Genomic DNA, 16,759 nt, shown 5'->3' with positions numbered 1-16,759 from the left:
CACGCTTGCCTTCGACAGTCAAAAATGGGCAAACCACTTTTCTGTCAAGGATATGTTAAACTTCTTTGTTGCATCTATATACATGAAAGAGGTGTCCCGCGCCGTTCGGGACACCTTTGTTGTTGCGGCGGAAAAAAGAATATCGCTTTGCGTTGCAACGCGCGGGACCGGTTAAGGCGGTCGATCGCGCACAAAGCGACACCATGCGCTTGCCCCGCAGCCAAGACGGTTATTCACTTAAAGATGCGCCTGCAATTTTTTCTTTCACCTTGCGGATGTTTTCCATCTTATTGTCCCAACACGCTTGGCTCAAATCGACGGGATATTGCTCGGGATTGAGCGTCCGTTTGTACTCCTCCCAAAACAAGCGCAAGCTTTCTTTCGCATACGCTTGAATGTCCGGAAGCGGGGGCGACGTATACACCAGCCGGCCGTTGTCGAAGATCGTCACATGCAAATCACGCGCTTCGAAATTGGTGACGAATTTGCTGATGAACGTGTACACTGGATGGAACATTTTCAGCCGCTCTTCTTGCTGCGGGTTTTCGCTCTCTAAGGCGATGTAGTCGCCTTCCGCTTTATGGTTGATTTTGTTGACGATGCGGTACACCCGCTTCAGCCCCGGCGTCGTCACTTTCTCTGGATTGCCGCTGATTTTGATTGTATCGACCATCTCACCGCGTTCGTTTTCGATCGCCACCATTTTGTACACGGCGCCGAGCGCCGGCTGATCGTACGCCGTAATGAGCTTTGTGCCGATCCCCCACACATCGATTTTCGCCCCTTGCGACTTCAAGTTTAAAATCGTATCTTCATCCAAATCGTTCGAGGCGAAAATTTTCGCGTTCGGAAATCCGGCTTCATCGAGCATTTTCCGCGCTTCCTTCGACAAATAGGCGAGATCGCCGCTGTCGATGCGGATGCCGATAAAGTTGATTTGGTCGCCCAGCTCCTTCGCGACGCGAATGGCGTTTGGCACCCCGGACTTTAACGTATCGTACGTATCGACAAGAAAGACACAGTCTTTATGGCGGCGTGCATACTTCAAAAAGGCCGTGTATTCATCCTGATACGCTTGAATCATCGAATGGGCGTGCGTTCCGGCGACCGGAATGCCAAACAGCTTCCCGGCGCGCACGTTCGATGTCGCCTCAATCCCGCCGATATACGCTGCGCGCGCCCCCCAAAGCGCCGCATCCATCTCCTGCGCCCGCCGGCTGCCGAACTCCAAAGCCGGTTCGTCCCCGAGAATATGCTTAATGCGCGACGCTTTCGTGGCGATGAGCGTCTGGAAATTGATGATGTTTAAAATAGCCGTTTCGATGAGCTGCGCCTCCGCAAGCGGCGCCTCAATGCGCATAATCGGCTCGTTGGCAAACACCACTTCCCCTTCGCGCATCGAACGGACCGTGCCGGTGAAGCGAAGCGTCCGCAAATAGTCTAAAAAGTCATCACGGTAGCCAAGCTCTTGGCGCAAATAGTCGATGTCGCTGTCAGAAAATCGGAACTGCTGCAAAAACTGAATGACGCGCTCCAACCCAGCGAACACCGCATAGCCGTTGCCAAACGGCAGCTTGCGGAAAAACACTTCAAACACAGCGCGGCGCTCATGCATACGATCTTCCCAATACGTCTCGACCATATTGATTTGATATAAGTCCGTATGAAGCATCAAACTGTCATCAGCATATGTCTTCATGAATTGCTACCTCCAACACACGAATGACGGCGCCGCCGAATAAAACAATGTTCATCGTCTATTCTATCACGTTTTCTCCATTATTCCACTATTTCCGCGCCTAGCGTATGGCGAAAATGGCGGAGCGCCCATTCGTGTCCCGCCGCGTCGAAGCTCGCGACCGCCCGCCGGTGGACGACGATGCGAAATCCTTTGTTGTACGCATCGACCGCCGTATGAAGAACGCAAATATCGGTGCAGCAGCCGACCAAATGCACTTCCGTGATGCCTCTTTCGCGCAATTTCAGCTCCAAATCGGTCCCGGCGAACGCGCTGTAGCGCGTTTTGTCCATCCAATACACATTGTTTTTATGCTTGTTCCCCTGATACACCGCCTCGAGCTCCCCGTACAGCTTTCGCCCCTCCGTCCCTTCAATGTTATGCGGCGGAAACAACTTCGTTTCCGGATGATAGTCGTCTCCCGCCACATGCTTGTCAATGGCAAAGACGACAAAATCACCGTTGTCAATAAACTGTTTCGTCACCCGCACGAGCTCTTTTTCAATCGCCTGCCCCGGTTTCCCGCATGTAAGCGCGCCATGATCGGCGATGAAATCGACGGTGTAGTCGATGTTAATAAGCGCTTTGTTCATTCCCGTTCACTCCTTTTCCTCTTCCTGCATGGTCGGGTTGCTGTTTTTTCATCCCGCCTACATCTTGTTGGGCTTTTCTACCATTATACCATAGCAATATGGACAGCAGACAAGACAACAAATCCCCTGCCTGCTTTGAAGCAGACAGGGGATTGTCGAAGTCGTTTTAGCTGTTTTCCGCCGCTTTGGCCGCTTTCATTTGAGCACGCAAAATGAGCGACTGGATGATCGAGAAGCAGCCGCCGACGACCCAATAGAGCGACAGCGCCGATGGAACGGAGCTGGCGCCGATAAAAATCATGACCGTCATGATGTACGACATCATCGCCATTTGCGGCATTTGTTCTTCAGCCATCGACGGCGACAGGCGGAGCGAGATGAACGTCGTCAACGCCGCTAAAACGGGCAAAATGAAATACGGATCGCGATGGCCGAGCTCGACCCATAAGAACGAATGCGTTTTAATTTCTTGCGTCCGCGAAATCGCGTAATACAGCGCCATAAAAATCGGCATTTGAATGAGCACCGGCAGGCAGCCGCTCGCCGGGTTGACGCCGTGCTTTTGATACAGCTGCATCATTTCTTGCTGGAGCTTGCGCTGCGTTTCCGGGTCTTTGCTTTTATATTTTTCTTGCAGCTTCATAAGCTCCGGGCGCAGTTTTTGCATGGCGATCGATGCGCGGAACTGCTTCAAAATGAGCGGCAGCAAGCAAAAGCGGACGATGAGCGTCAGCACGATAATGGCGATGCCGTAGTTGTCGCCAAACCAGTGCCCAAGCGTCAAAAGGAGCTTCGACATCGGGTAGACAAAATAATGGTTCCAAATGCCTTGGCTATGTTCATTGATCGGTTCGTTGCGGTTGCAGCCGGAAAGAAGCAAAACGGCGCCAAGCAGCACCAATACCCATTTTTTCATGAAAAGCCCTCCTTCAATATCATGTTGCAAAATCATGCCGTTTCATCATAAAGGAAAGGGCCTTCCATCCTCATCCGTTCGGCTTGTCCGTTCCCGAACGGGAATTTTCCGCCGCTGCGGCAAAAACAGCGGGCGCCATGGAAGCGCCGCCCGTTCGGCGCCTCCTCCCGCCTCCCGCTCGCGAACCGAGGCCAACGCCGGTTCATAAAACAGCGAACCTGCCATCCGGCGCGCGCTCGTATGTCCTTTCATGATGATCCATAACGCGCCAACAAGCGACATATACACAAGCAAATCAATAGGCGCTTCCATGCGTCCCGTCCACCCCCTTTTGCCCCGTCCATCTTCTCTTCTCATACAATAGCAAACTTTCCATCAAAAGAAAAGCAACAATTGATCACATCTGCTCCAAGCGGTGAAATGCCGGCTCGTCAGCTGCCAACAGGGCGAGCTCCCCGCTTTCATCGGCCGCCAGCGCCGCCCGAAGCTCTTCTTTCGCCTCATCGAAGCGTCCAAGCAACGCGAGATAGCGGGCTCGTTCGTAGCGAAGCCGGGCATCGTTGGCCATATGGACGCACCGCTCGATGGCCGCGAGCGCTTGATCGATGCGCCCCGCTTCTTCATAAACAGCCGCAAGCTGCATATGGAACTCTTCATCCTCAGGATACCAATCGGCATAGCGCTCCCAAAGCGCCGCCGCTTCTTGATAGCGGCCCGTTTCCATATAATGCTCGCCAAGCAACATGAGCGCCTCACGGGCGAGTGGTTCTTCCGCCACAATCTCCTCGAGCTGCCGCTTGGCTTTCTCGCGCTGTCCTTCTTGAAGCCAAACGACCGCCTGCAGCACGCGCAGGTCGACATCATCCGGGTCATCAGCCAGCAGCCGCTCCAGCCAGCGCTTCGCTTCCTCGCGTTTTCTTTCCTCATCGGCGGCCAATAAATATTCCACAAATTCCTGCGCCAAAGACGGATCCCAAACGCGGGCGAGCGCTTTGCGCCACGTTTTCACGGCGTCGCTGTCCAATTCGAGCGCGGCATATAAGCGGGCAAGCCGCCCATAGGCTTCCGCATCGCTGCGGTTGAGGCGAATCGCTTCGTCGTATAAATCGGTCACAATCGAAAACAAGACAACGGTGCCGACCCATTCTTTCGCTTTTGTCCACCATCGCACCGGTGCGTCATGCTCCCCCTGCTCCTCGCCAAAATACGGGAGAAGAGCCGAGGCGGTGTTCCGATACATGACGCTTTTCGCCTTGCGGCTTGCCTTCAGCCGCTCGAGTCGATGGCGCAGCTTCCCTAAGCCGCGCATCGTTTTCGGAAAGAGAGCCACATACAACGGGTACAACGATTCATCGTCCGGATGGCGCACCATCAACTGTTCGAGCAGTTTCGCCGCCTCTTTTTGGCTTCCTTCCGCGATCAGCACCATCGCCCAATGGCGGAGCACTTCAGGATGGTCCGGGTCAAGAGCAAGCGCCTTCTCGACGGCCGCCTTTTCTTGATCGCGCCGTCCGAGCGCTCCATAAACATATCCAAGGCTGTCGTAATACCACGCCTCCCCTGCATGCGGACGGGCATCAGCCAGCGCGCGGAGAAGCGCGGAAGGCTCCGCGATCGCGGCAAGCTGCTCCATATCGATGCGCTTCGGGGCCAAGCGCACCGCCTGAAGCAAATGCGCGTGCTGCCGCTCTTCGTTTTCTTCCGCCTCATAGAGTGAAGCTAAGCGAAAATGGCAAAGGACAAACGATGGATCGGCTTTGAGACAAGCCTCATACTGTTGTTTCGCCTCTTCGTGGCGTCCAAGCGAGGCGCACAGCTCTGCGAGCCGGAAGAGGGAAAGCGCATGGCCCATGGCGGCAGCTTCTCGGTAAAACGCCATGGCCTTCGACAGCCGGCCTCGCCGCTCATAAAGGACGCCGAGAGCGGAATGGGCCGAAGCGAGTGTCGGGCGAGCCGAGACAAGCTGCTCTAAAAACGCCCGGCCGCGTTCGAAAAGAGTCGGCGTTGTCAACAGCTCAAGATAAAACTCATACGCTTCTTCGGCATCAAACTCAGCAAGGCGCAGCCCTTCCTCCAACCACGACAGCGCCGTCTCGCGTCCTTCCCCCTCATCAGCGAAACCGTGGGCGATGAGCCATTTGCCTGCATTGAGCCAATATTCGCTGTTGGCGGCAAAACGGGCGCGCTGCTCGATCACATATCGACGCGCCTCATCCATATCCCCGCGCTCCGCAAGGGCGGCCGCCAAGCCAAGATGGGCGAACACGTCATCGCGGTCATGACGGATCGCCTCTTCGTAGCACGAAACCGCTTGTTCCGCCTCTCCTTCCTCCATATAGAGATCGCCAAGGCGGACGTAAAGCGGCGCCAAACGCCAAGCAACAGCCAGCCCCTCTTCCAGCACCGCTTTCGCTTTTTCCCGATCGCCGTCGTCATCATACAAGTCAGCCAACATCAAATACGGGTGCGGTTCCTGCGGGTCGAGCGCTTTCGCGACGCAAAAGCCGCGTTCCGCCTTGCGCCGGCGGCCAAGCTCCATGTCGCAGCGGGCCCGCTCATACCAAAGCTGGGCATCCCGCCGCTCGCGGCGCACAAGACGGTCAAACCATTCGCGCGCTTCGGCGAACCGCTTCGCGTGGAACAACAGCACACCGTGTTCGTTTCGATAAACAAATCGCCCGGATACAGGCTGACCGCCACGCGCGAAGAGATGAGCCCTTTTTCGATATGACCGGCGTACGCCGAGGCGAGCCCGAAATAGCTCCACACTTCCGGCTGATCTGGGTCCAACTGGAGCGAGGTGCGAAAATAGCGTGCCGCCTCTTCGTAACGGCTGGCAAAAAAGGCAATGCGGCCGCGCAAATAATGGTAGAGCGGGCTTTGCGCCTTTCCTTTCACCCGTTTGAGAACGTCTTCGGCCTTCTCCATTTCTTGCGTGTAGACGTACGCTTTTGCCACCATCAGCAGCAAGTCGTTATGTTCCGGATACTCGTTCAAGACTCGTTCCGTATACTCCAATACAAGCGGCTTCGCCTCGTCGCTGCCGAAATGCTTCATGACATACAGCCATGTGTACGGGATGTGCTCATGCTTGCGCAAAAAGGCGACAAACACGGCGAAATGCGCCTGCTCGTCCTCATCCATCTTTTCGGCCAACGCATGCAATTCGCGGAAATAGCGGTCTTCCTCTTCGGGGAGCTCGGCGGCGAGCGCCGCTTTTTCCCGGGGAAGCGCCACAATCGACAAATAATGCGTCCCTGCATACCATTTGGCAAGCTCGTCCTCGGAAACGACAAACGGATCAAATAGATTCGGGTCTTGCACGTACAACGCCCCAAGCCGCTCGTCATAGCCAAACAACACCTGCACGTGCGATGACTGTTCATAATCGACGCTTAACAGCACCGGAACGCCCTCATCAATCAGCCGCTTCCAACGAAGCGGCGAGCCGACGAAAAAGCGGCAAACAAAGCCAAGCTCTTCCAAATAATGAACCGTCGTCGACAACTTTGAGCCGCGCACATCAAAAATATGCCGAGCCACCTCATCTTGCGTCCGCGGAGCGCCAAGCAAACGAAGCATCATTTCCAGGCTCGCCGGCACGCAATAGTTATGCTTTTGCACGACCGGCACAAGCGGCAGCGCAACCGCCCGCTCCCCTTGCCGCCCAAGCGCGCGGCGTACGGCGTTTTTTCAAGCTGCGGCTCCGCTTTCACAAGCGATTCAAGCTTCTCCCATTCGTCAAGCTGGTAATACAGTTCGGCGCGCAAATGGGCGAAATAACGGCGATGCATATGAAGCGGATTCAGGCGGTCAAGTTCATCCATCGCCGCGAGCGCCTCACGGTAGGCGCGCACATCGCGCAAGCGGCGCACGCGCTCAGCGTAAAACGCCAGCACTTGCGGAAAGCGCCGCCCTCCTTCCTCCAAAACGGCAAGCGCCTCGTGGTGGCGGCCGTCAAGAGCGTACAAATCCGAAAGCAGCAAATAGCACATGTCGCCGCGCTCCGGGTCGTCCAACCCAGCCCGGATCGCTTGTTCCGCTCGCTTCCGGTCGCCGGTTTCGATATAAAAATAGCCCCACTTGTCATGCATCGGCACCGTCTCATAGCGGGCAACCACATCCATCCATTCCCGCGCCTCATCGATCCGCTGCATATCCAATAAAGCGCGCACCAACGCAAACGCCGCCCGGGCGATCGCTTCCCTCGGCTCCTCCACCCGGCCTTCGAGCGCTTCTGTAAGACGCGGGGTGAGCGCCTCTTCCACATCGAGCGGCCGGCGGTTCTCGAGCCACTCATCGCACACCCAAGCGAGCGTCTGCAGCGTGTTGAACTTCCGATGGGCGTACCGAGCGACAAGCCCGCTATGCCGGTACATGAGCGCGTAATCGAACAGGCGGATGAGCGTCCGAAACGGTTCGATCTCGTCCCACGAAGCCATGAGCGGCCGCCACTCGAATAATCCTACGTTTTCCAAATACGGTTTTACTTTGTTTAGAGCCTCTATTATTCTCTTTTCTTGAATAAGCAACGAAATTTGTTCCATCATCATGCAACTGAAAGCTCCTTTATCATTTTCACTATCATTAGTTTAGAACAAGCCGTCGAAAACAGCCACCTATTTTTTTAGAAAAATAACGACAGCAAAAATCGATGAACCCGTTTTGTTCGCCGCCTGCACTATGAAAATAGCCGCTCGGAACGCCCGTTATGTTACAAAAAAATGCCCTGCCCTAATTTGGCAGGACAAGGCCGGAAACAGAGATGTTCAATCCGCATGCTTAGCGAAAAATTCGAGCGATCGTTCGATAATGACCGGTTGATCATAGTCAAGCGTCGCCACATGGTAGCTGTTTCGGAGGCGGACGATCTCTTTCTCCGTCGATGAAATGCCTTGAAAGATGATGTCGGCGTTTCCCGGCGGCACGACGTGATCTTCGTCGGAGACAAAAATCAACGCCGGACAGACGATGCGATCGAGTTTCGCTTTTGTCTGTGCCATCAGCCTAGCCAGCTGAAGAAGCGAAGCGGTCGGCGTTTTCTCGTATGCCAGCTCTTTCACATCCGGATTTTTCAAGTCCGAACCGATCGAATCCAGATACCTCGGCAGCTCGCCCCCGCCCGTCATCCCGGCGGCGATGGCCGGGATGTCGACAGCGGCGTTAATCGGCACGATGCCGCAGATGTCTGGGTGATGTTCCGCCAAATAAAGCGTGAGCGTCCCGCCCATCGACAGCCCGGTGACAAAAATGGTTTGGCATCGTTGTTTCAGCCATCCATATCCTTCTTCGACCGAGGCGACCCAATCGTGGAACGTCGTCCGTTCCATGTCTTCGTAATGCGTTCCGTGCCCTTTTAAGCGCGGCAGGCAAACGGTATAGCCGGCTTTCGCATACGCTTCAGCGAGCGGGCGCATGCTGTGGGGCGTGCCGGTGAATCCGTGCACGAGCAACACCCCGACCGACCCGTTTTCGGCGTAAAACGGCTCGGCGCCCGAGAGCACCGGATATTGTTCGCTCATCTTCCTCTCCCCCTTATCTAGTCAAATCCGTTCCTCTCACTATATTCGCCGCCGCACCTCTTTTTTCCTTTTTTTGATCGGACGCCGTTACCACATCGACAACCATGACCGCCACCATTCGTGAAACAAGCCGTTGACGCCAAAATAGACGAATGCGATCCAAGCGATGCCAACCAATGCTTTCTCCATCCCTTTTCCCGTCCGATAGAGCGGCACTTTCCACCGCTTGGACGAAAACGGCCAAAACAGCGGCACCCCTTGAACAGAAAAAAAGTCTTCCACAATATGAAACAAGTAGCCGAGCACGAGCCCAGCGGTAAACGGCGACGCCGAGTCGCGCCAGACGAGGGCGGCAAGCACCCCCCAGACGATGAGCGAATGCGTCATGCCGCGATGGCCGAACGCTTCTTTTACTTTCCCCGCGACGCCGAACGAACGGCGGCCGACGTATGACGACGGCTCGTCAATGTCAGGAAGAAGGCTGCCGATGACAAGCCCCGCCGTATAGGCGGCGGTAAACGGCAGCGTTGTATGCGCGGCCGCCGCCGCGCCGAGGCATAATGTGGCAATGACATGGCTGGAGTATCGCAACGAAATCCCCTCAAACTTTTATCGTTTTCCCCATTATACCACAGAAAAGAATATTTGTTCGTTTCTTTGACGGATTTGTGACAATGATGCCAAGTGTGACAAAGTTAACATCGCGTTATTGACATCATGGCTATAGTTAAAAGTACACAACGCTAATAAGGAGTGAAGCAAATGAAACGAAAACGATCTCCGCTCACCAACCGTTTCAAATATATTCGGCCGATCGAGCGCCAAGCCGACGGCCATAGCGAAACAACCTACGGCGACCGCGCCTGGGAAGATGCGTACCGTCGCCGCTGGCAGCACGACAAAGTCGTCCGCTCGACTCACGGCGTCAACTGCACGGGGTCGTGCAGCTGGAACATTTACGTCAAAAACGGCATCGTCACCTGGGAAGGACAGCAGCTCAACTATCCGTCGACCGGGCCGGATATGCCGGACTTTGAACCGCGCGGCTGCCCGCGCGGCGCGAGCTTCTCATGGTATATGTACAGCCCGCTGCGCGTCAAATACCCGTATGTCCGCGGCATCTTGCTTGACATGTGGCGCGAGGCGCTCGCGGCTCATCCGAACAATCCGCTTGAAGCGTGGAAAAGCATCGTCGAAGACCGCGAAAAAGCAAAACGCTACAAACAGGCGCGCGGAAAAGGCGGGTTTGTCCGCGTCAGCTGGGACGAAGCGTTGACGCTTGTCGCCGCTTCTTTATTGTATACGGTTGTGAAATACGGACCGGACCGCAACATCGGCTTCTCGCCGATTCCGGCGATGTCGATGGTCAGCCATGCCGCCGGATCGCGCTTCATGCAGCTGATGGGCGGGCCGATGTTAAGCTTCTATGATTGGTACGCCGACTTGCCGCCGGCGTCGCCGCAAATTTGGGGCGACCAAACGGACGTGCCGGAGTCAAGCGACTGGTACAACGCCGGCTACATCATCACCTGGGGCTCGAACGTCCCGCTCACCCGGACTCCGGACGCTCACTTTTTAGCCGAAGTGCGCTACCGCGGCACGAAAGTCGTCTCCGTCAGCCCAGATTACGCCGAGTCGACAAAATTCGCCGACGACTGGCTGTCGGTGAAGCAAGGGACGGACGGCGCCTTGGCGATGGCGATGGGACATGTTATTTTAAACGAATATTACGTCAAACGGACCGTTCCATATTTTGAACGACATGCCAAAACGTACACCGATTTTCCGTTTGTCGTCACCTTAAAACAAAACGGCGGCACATGGACGGCCGGCCGCTTCTTGTTGGCGAAAGACCTTGGCAAACAAACGAACAATGCCGAATGGAAGCCGGTCATCTATGATGAAAACACCGACTCGTTTGTCGTGCCGAATGGAACGATCGGCGCTCGCTGGGAAGACAAAGGAAAATGGAACTTGCGTCTTGTTGATGAGGAAACAGAACAGCCGCTTGAGCCACGCCTGTCGTTTTTAGGGAGCGAAGATGAAGTCATCTCGATCCAGCTTCCATATTTCACCGCTGAGGGCGGAAAAACGATCGAACGCGCGGTTCCAGTGAAAAAAGTGCAAACCGTAACAGGAGACGTTTACGTCACGACCGTCTATGATTTGATTTTGGCCAACTACGGCATTGACCGCGGCATCGGCGGCACAGTCGCCCGCTCGTACGATGACGAGGTGCCATTCACGCCAGCATGGCAAGAAGCGATCACCGGCGTCGACCGCGAACTCGTCGTGAAAATCGCCCGTGAGTTTGCCGACAACGCGATCGACACAAACGGCCGGTCGATGATCATCGTCGCGCCGGGATCAACCATTGGTTCAACTCCGATACGATTTACCGCGCCGTCTTGAACCTTGTCTTGTTCGTCGGCGCCCAAGGGGTGAATGGCGGCGGTTGGGCCCATTACGTCGGGCAGGAAAAGCTGCGGCCGGTGGAAGGATGGCAGACAATCGCCACCGCTCGCGACTGGGTCGGACCAGCGAAATTGCAAAACGGCACGTCATTCTTTTACTTTGCGACCGACCAATGGCGCTATGAAGAGCGGCCGGTCGACGAACTCGTCTCGCCGCTGGCCAAAAAAGCGCGCTACTTGCATCCTGGCGATTACAACGTCTTGGCCACGCGGCTCGGCTGGCTGCCGTCGTACCCGACATTTAACAAAAACGGCATCGAGCTGTACAACGAAGCCGTTCACGCCGGCGCCCGCACACCGGAAGAAATCGGCGCCTATGTCGCGAAACAGCTGAAAGAGAAAAAGCTGCAGTTTGCCATTGAAGACCCGGACGATGAGGCCAACTTCCCGCGCAACTTGATCGTCTGGCGCGCCAACTTAATTTCAAGCTCCGGCAAAGGGCACGAATATTTCTTAAAACATTTGCTTGGCACGACGAACGGCTTGTTAAACGATGACCGAGACAGCCTGCGCCCGGAAGAAATCCGCTGGCGCGACGAAGCGCCGGAAGGCAAGCTCGACTTGCTCGTCAACCTAGACTTCCGCATGGCGGGAACGGCTCTTTACTCCGATGTCGTCCTGCCGGCGGCGACCTGGTATGAAAAACATGACTTAAGCAGCACCGATATGCACCCGTTCGTCCATCCGTTCAATCCAGCCGTGCCTCCGCTCTGGGAAGCGCGCTCGGACTGGGATATTTTCAAATCACTCGCGAAAGCCGTATCTGATGTCGCCAAACAAGCCGGCTTAAAGCCGATGAAAGAAGTCGTCGCCACTCCGCTGTTGCACGATACGGCGCAAGAGCTGGCGCAGCCGTTCGGTGAAGTGAAAGACTGGAGCAAAGGCGAAACTGAACCGATTCCGGGCAAAACGATGCCGAACATTCACGTCATTGAACGCGACTATACCCTTCTTTACGACCAAATGACCGCCTTAGGTCCAAATGTCGCCCGCCAGCCGATCGGCACAAAAGGGATTGCCTGGTCAGCGAAAGACGAGTATGAACAGTTGAAACGCCGGCTCGGCACTGTCCGGCGCGCTTCCATCGCCGACGGCTGCCCGGATATCAGCGAAGCGAAAAAAGCGGCTGAAGCGATTTTGACGCTGTCATCAACTACAAACGGCAAAATGGCGGTGAAAGCGTGGGAGGCGCTTGAGAAAAAGACGGATTTGAAATTGGCCGATTTAGCGAAAGAACGCGAGGAAGAATGCTTTACGTTTGAACAAATCACCGCCCAGCCGAAAACGGTCATCACCTCGCCGGCGTTCAGCGGCTCGGAAAAAGGCGGGCGGCGCTACTCGCCGTTTACGACGAACGTCGAACGGCTCATCCCGTGGCGGACGTTGACCGGCCGGCAGTCGTTTTACATCGATCATGAACTGATGCACGAGTTTGGCGAAACGATGGCGACGTTCAAGCCGGTGTTGCCGCACCGTCCGTTTTCAAACAAACGCCCGAAAGAAAACGGAAAGGAAGTCATCTTGAACTATTTGACGCCGCATAACAAATGGTCGATCCACAGCATGTATTTCGACTCCTTGCCGATGTTGACGCTTTTCCGCGGCGGGCCGACCGTGTGGATGAACAAAGATGATGCGGCCGAAGCCGGCATCAACGACAACGACTGGATCGAATGTTTCAACGAAAACGGCGTCGTCGTCGCCCGCGCCGTCGTCTCCCACCGGCTGCCGCGCGGCATGGCGTTTATGCACCACGCGCAAGACCGCCATATTAACGTGCCGGGCACGAAGCTGACAAACAACCGCGGCGGCACGCACAACAGCCCGACGCGCATCCACGTAAAGCCGACGCATATGATCGGCGGATATGCACAGTTAAGCTACGGATTCAACTATTACGGACCGACGGGCAACCAACGCGACCTGTACGTCGTCATCCGCAAACTCGAGGAGGTTGATTGGCTTGAAGATTAAAGCGCAAGTCGGCATGGTGATGAATTTGGACAAATGCATCGGCTGCCATACGTGCAGCGTCACGTGCAAAAACACATGGACGAACCGCCCCGGCGCTGAATACATGTACTTTAACAACGTTGAAACGAAACCCGGAATCGGCTATCCGAAACAATGGGAAAACCAAGAGAAGTATAGAGGCGGCTGGGAGTTGAAAAACGGCGAACTGCGGCTCAAATCCGGCTCGAAAGCGATGCGGCTCGTCAACTTGTTCTACAATCCGTACCAGCCTACGATCGACGATTACTACGAACCGTGGAATTACGACTATGAAACGTTGACGAACAGCCCGCTAAAACAATACCAGCCAGTGGCGCGGCCGAAATCAAGCATCACCGGCGAATGGATGGAGCTGTCATGGGGGCCGAACTGGGAAGACGATCTGGCCGGCGTCCATATCACCGGTTTGCGTGATCCGAACGTTGTCAAAATGGAGCAGGCGATCCAAGCGGAATTTGAGAATGTCTTTATGATGTACTTGCCGCGCATTTGCGAGCATTGCCTCAATCCGTCATGCGTATCGAGCTGCCCGTCAGGCGCCATGTACAAACGCGACGAGGACGGCATCGTCCTCGTCGACCAAAACGCCTGCCGCGCTTGGCGGTATTGCGTCACAAGCTGCCCGTACAAAAAAGTGTATTTCAACTGGCAAACGAACAAAGCGGAAAAATGCACGCTCTGCTTCCCGCGCATCGAAGCCGGCATGCCGACGATTTGTTCGGAAACGTGCGTCGGCCGCATCCGTTACATCGGTGTGATTCTGTATGACGCTGACAAAGTGAAAGAAGCGGCGAGCGTCACAGATGAGAAACAGCTGTACCACGCCCAGCTTGATATTTTCCTTGATCCAAACAATCCAGCCGTCGCCGCCGCCGCGAAAGAAGCGGGCATCCCAGACGAATGGATCGCCGCCGCACAGCGCTCGCCGATTTACAAAATGATCGTCGACTGGAAAATCGCTTTGCCGCTGCATCCGGAATACCGGACGCTGCCAATGGTATGGTACATTCCGCCGCTGAGCCCGATCATGAATACGATCGAAGGAAAAGGAAGCCAAGCGAGCGCCGATGACATCTTCCCGGCCATTGATGAAATGCGCATTCCGATCGAATATTTGGCGAATTTGCTGACGGCGGGCGATACGGCGCACATCCGCACGACATTGAAAAAAATGGCGGCCATGCGCTCATACATGCGGGCGAAACAAACGAACAAACAGCCGGACATCCGCCTCATTGAATCGCTCGGCTTAAGCCGTGAAGACATTGAAGAGATGTACCGTTTGCTCGCGATTGCCAAATACGAAGACCGCTTCGTCATTCCAGCATCGCACCGCGAAGAAGTCGCTGACCTCTACGCCGAACAAGGCAGCTGCGGGCTTGCATTTGCCGGCGGCCCGGGCGCTTGCGGCACGCTGTAAAAGGAGAAAGAAGGCGAGCCCCGCCCCCTTCAACAATGAAATGGAGGATTTACGATGAACAGCGAACAACAACAAACGGTCTTTCTATGTGTATCGTATTTGTTGTCTTACCCGGACGAACAGTGGGCCGAATCGCTTCCTGACTGCCTAGACGCCATCCGCTCGCTTGACGATGAAACCGTCCGCGCGCCGCTTTTGGCAGTGGCCGAACAGCTCGCGGTCACCCCGGCTCGAGAGCGGATGGAGCAATATGTCGAAACATTCGATTTCGGCAAAAAAACGAATTTGTACTTGACGTATATGACAAACGGCGAGCAGCGGGAGCGCGGAATCGAACTCGTCGCCTTAAAAGCGCGCTACGAGGCGGCCGGATTCGCCGTCTCCGATCACGAGCTGCCCGACTACTTGCCGCTCATGCTTGAATGGATGGCCTATGCAGATCAAGAGCATACGACCGCCTTGCTCGCCGATTATGCCGGCCATATCCGCGAAATCGGCGACCGGCTGGCAGCGGCAGGCAGCCCGTATGCACAGCTGTTTGACGCGCTCAATCACACATTCACTCAACTCGGCGTGACGCCGCTCCCGAAAGGAGGTGCAACGGCATGGCCAGCCAATTTCTCTGGGTGATTGTTCCGTATTTGGCGCTTGTCCTATTTGTCGCCGGCCATATTTGGCGCTACCAGCGCGACCAGTTTGGCTGGACATCCAAATCAAGCGAACTGCTCGAAAAACGGCAGTTGCGCCTTGGAAGCCTTCTCTTTCACTGGGGCATTTTGTTCGTGTTTGTCGGCCACGTGATGGGCATTCTCATTCCCGAGCCGTTTTACGAGGCGCTTGGCGTGACAGAAGAGATGTACACGCCCTCGCCTTGGCAGGCGGCATTCCGGCCGGCTTGGCGGCCTTCGTTGGTTTCGTGATCCTTTTTCGCCGCCGCTTGACGGTCAAGCGCGTACGGACGACAAGCAGCACCGGCGACTGGGTCGCGCTCGGATTTTTGCTTGTCGTGATCGCCAGCGGGTTGTCGTCGACGTTTCTGAACATCGATTCGCACGGGTTTGATTACCGGACGACAATCAGCCCGTGGTTTCGCGGCCTTCTTACGTTCCGTCCGAACCCAGCTTATATGGAAGCGGTGCCGCTTTGGTTTCAGATTCATATTCTCGCTGCATTCGGTTTGTTCGCCGTCTGGCCGTTCACCCGTCTCGTTCACGTATTCAGCTTCCCGCTCCGCTACTTGCAGCGCAGCTACGTCGTCTATCGAAAGCGAATGCCAAAACAAGCAGAGCCGGTCAACCGCGCCAAGTAAGCGAGCGGCGGGCGTCACATCAGGAACCCTAAACTGAACAGGCGGAGGGGGCAAACCGATTGCCTAACAGCCGGCCTGTCAACTTTAACGGCGGCGGGAACGAAACAACGTGCGCTTCCGCATACCCTAACGATCATGCATAACAACCGGCCAACAAATGAACCAATAATAAAAAACAGGATGCCCGTCGTTTGGGGCATCCTGTTTTCCATTTGTTACTTAGTTAATGCGCGCAAACAGCTCCTCTTTCTCCGCATCGGACAACAACCGCTCGGCCATCGGGAAGAGCACGTTCTCCTCTTTCATGAAGTGCTCATCCAAAATATGATACGCCTCAATCACCGCGCCGGCAAGCGTCAACGCCTGTCTGCTGTCGATGTTCTCCGGCAGCTGGGCGGTCTTTTCTAAAAACATGGAAAGGCGCGTTTTCGCCTGTTCGTGTTCGTATTCCATAACGGCGATAGGGCCGGTCGTCCGCCCGATGTACCGAGCCATCATTGGGAACAATACGCCTTCTTCCCGCTCCGAATGCGGATCTAAGGCGGCGCCGAACGATTCAACTTTTTCTCTCAAATCAGCGAGCGGCTCACGCCAGTTGCGGTCATTTTCCCCGCGGCCGATCGCCTCCGCTGCGGCAAGCAGCTGCTCCATTTGGGCGCGCAGCGGGCCGTGTTCTTGTTTTAATTGCGCCAGACCGGCGCATAATTTCACCCCTTCAGGGCCGCCCATATGGCAAAATGAATGCATCATCAATTCCTCCCTCTAGAAATGTTG

9 protein-coding genes and 3 pseudogenes are annotated in these 16,759 nt (G+C 55.5%); 4 read left to right on the top strand and 8 right to left on the bottom strand.

The genetic code is table 11. The annotated features are described in order from the left end of the window. Positions 1–229: 229 nt before the first annotated feature. The 7 genes and pseudogenes from I656_RS03570 to I656_RS03595 form a co-directional block, all read right to left on the bottom strand. Positions 230–1,699: a nicotinate phosphoribosyltransferase gene (locus tag I656_RS03570; protein WP_015374911.1), complete on the bottom strand. Its 1,470-nt coding sequence runs from the start codon at positions 1,697–1,699 to the stop codon at positions 230–232. Positions 1,700–1,779: 80 nt separating this feature from the next. Further along, on the bottom strand, positions 1,780–2,331 hold the full coding sequence (locus tag I656_RS03575; RefSeq protein ID WP_015374912.1) for a cysteine hydrolase family protein: 552 nt from the start codon (positions 2,329–2,331) through the stop codon (positions 1,780–1,782). Between the two features lie 166 nt (positions 2,332–2,497). Then, positions 2,498–3,247, bottom strand: a complete 750-nt coding sequence (gene yidC / locus I656_RS03580) for a membrane protein insertase YidC (RefSeq protein ID WP_033006318.1) — start codon at positions 3,245–3,247, stop codon at positions 2,498–2,500. Between the two features lie 45 nt (positions 3,248–3,292). Next, positions 3,293–3,559: a hypothetical protein gene (locus I656_RS03585; protein WP_033006310.1), complete on the bottom strand. Its 267-nt coding sequence runs from the start codon at positions 3,557–3,559 to the stop codon at positions 3,293–3,295. Between the two features lie 85 nt (positions 3,560–3,644). Then, positions 3,645–7,800 (bottom strand): annotated as a pseudogene (locus tag I656_RS0116315) (tetratricopeptide repeat protein). 216 nt (positions 7,801–8,016) lie between these two features. Beyond that, positions 8,017–8,769, bottom strand: coding sequence for a carboxylesterase (locus tag I656_RS03590; protein ID WP_020756116.1), 753 nt, complete (start codon positions 8,767–8,769; stop codon positions 8,017–8,019). An 87-nt stretch (positions 8,770–8,856) separates the two neighbouring features. Next, positions 8,857–9,360 carry a metal-dependent hydrolase gene (locus tag I656_RS03595; RefSeq protein ID WP_020756115.1) on the bottom strand — a complete coding sequence of 168 codons (504 nt, stop codon included), beginning with the start codon at positions 9,358–9,360 and terminating at the stop codon, positions 8,857–8,859. A gap of 171 nt (positions 9,361–9,531) precedes the next feature. On the opposite strand from I656_RS03595, the pseudogene I656_RS0116310 reads away from it, so the two are divergent. The 4 genes and pseudogenes from I656_RS0116310 (at position 9,532) to narI (ending at position 15,985) form a co-directional block, all read left to right on the top strand. Next, positions 9,532–13,217: pseudogene (locus I656_RS0116310) on the top strand (nitrate reductase subunit alpha). After that, positions 13,207–14,676, top strand: a complete 1,470-nt coding sequence (gene narH, locus I656_RS03600; RefSeq protein ID WP_033006307.1) for a nitrate reductase subunit beta — start codon at positions 13,207–13,209, stop codon at positions 14,674–14,676. Before I656_RS0116310 ends, narH begins: the two are co-directional and overlap by 11 nt. A gap of 54 nt (positions 14,677–14,730) precedes the next feature. Further along, the gene (gene narJ, locus I656_RS03605) at positions 14,731–15,306 is read left to right on the top strand and encodes a nitrate reductase molybdenum cofactor assembly chaperone (protein ID WP_014195921.1); all 576 of its coding nucleotides are present in this window, start codon (positions 14,731–14,733) and stop codon (positions 15,304–15,306) included. Then, a pseudogene (gene narI, locus I656_RS03610) lies at positions 15,282–15,985 on the top strand (respiratory nitrate reductase subunit gamma). Before narJ ends, narI begins: the two are co-directional and overlap by 25 nt. Before the next feature lie 219 nt (positions 15,986–16,204). On the opposite strand, the gene I656_RS03615 reads toward narI, so the two are convergent. Beyond that, a complete protein-coding gene (locus I656_RS03615; RefSeq protein ID WP_033006314.1) occupies positions 16,205–16,732 on the bottom strand; it encodes a hemerythrin domain-containing protein in 528 nt (175 codons plus the stop codon). Between the last annotated feature and the right edge of the window lie 27 nt (positions 16,733–16,759).

This window comes from Geobacillus sp. WSUCF1 (assembly GCF_000422025.1).
Classification (GTDB): Bacteria; Bacillota; Bacilli; order Bacillales; family Anoxybacillaceae; genus Geobacillus; species Geobacillus zalihae.
This window is presented reverse-complemented; position numbering and strand designations above follow the sequence as displayed.

Coding starts and splice junctions, on each gene's coding strand:
- I656_RS03615 (WP_033006314.1), bottom strand. CDS start 16,732: ATGCATTCATTTTGCCATATGGGCGGCCCTGAAGGGGTGAAATTATGC.
- narJ (WP_014195921.1), top strand. CDS start 14,731: ATGAACAGCGAACAACAACAAACGGTCTTTCTATGTGTATCGTATTTG.
- yidC (WP_033006318.1), bottom strand. CDS start 3,247: ATGAAAAAATGGGTATTGGTGCTGCTTGGCGCCGTTTTGCTTCTTTCC.
- I656_RS03585 (WP_033006310.1), bottom strand. CDS start 3,559: ATGGAAGCGCCTATTGATTTGCTTGTGTATATGTCGCTTGTTGGCGCG.
- I656_RS03590 (WP_020756116.1), bottom strand. CDS start 8,769: ATGAGCGAACAATATCCGGTGCTCTCGGGCGCCGAGCCGTTTTACGCC.
- I656_RS03575 (WP_015374912.1), bottom strand. CDS start 2,331: ATGAACAAAGCGCTTATTAACATCGACTACACCGTCGATTTCATCGCC.
- I656_RS03570 (WP_015374911.1), bottom strand. CDS start 1,699: ATGAAGACATATGCTGATGACAGTTTGATGCTTCATACGGACTTATAT.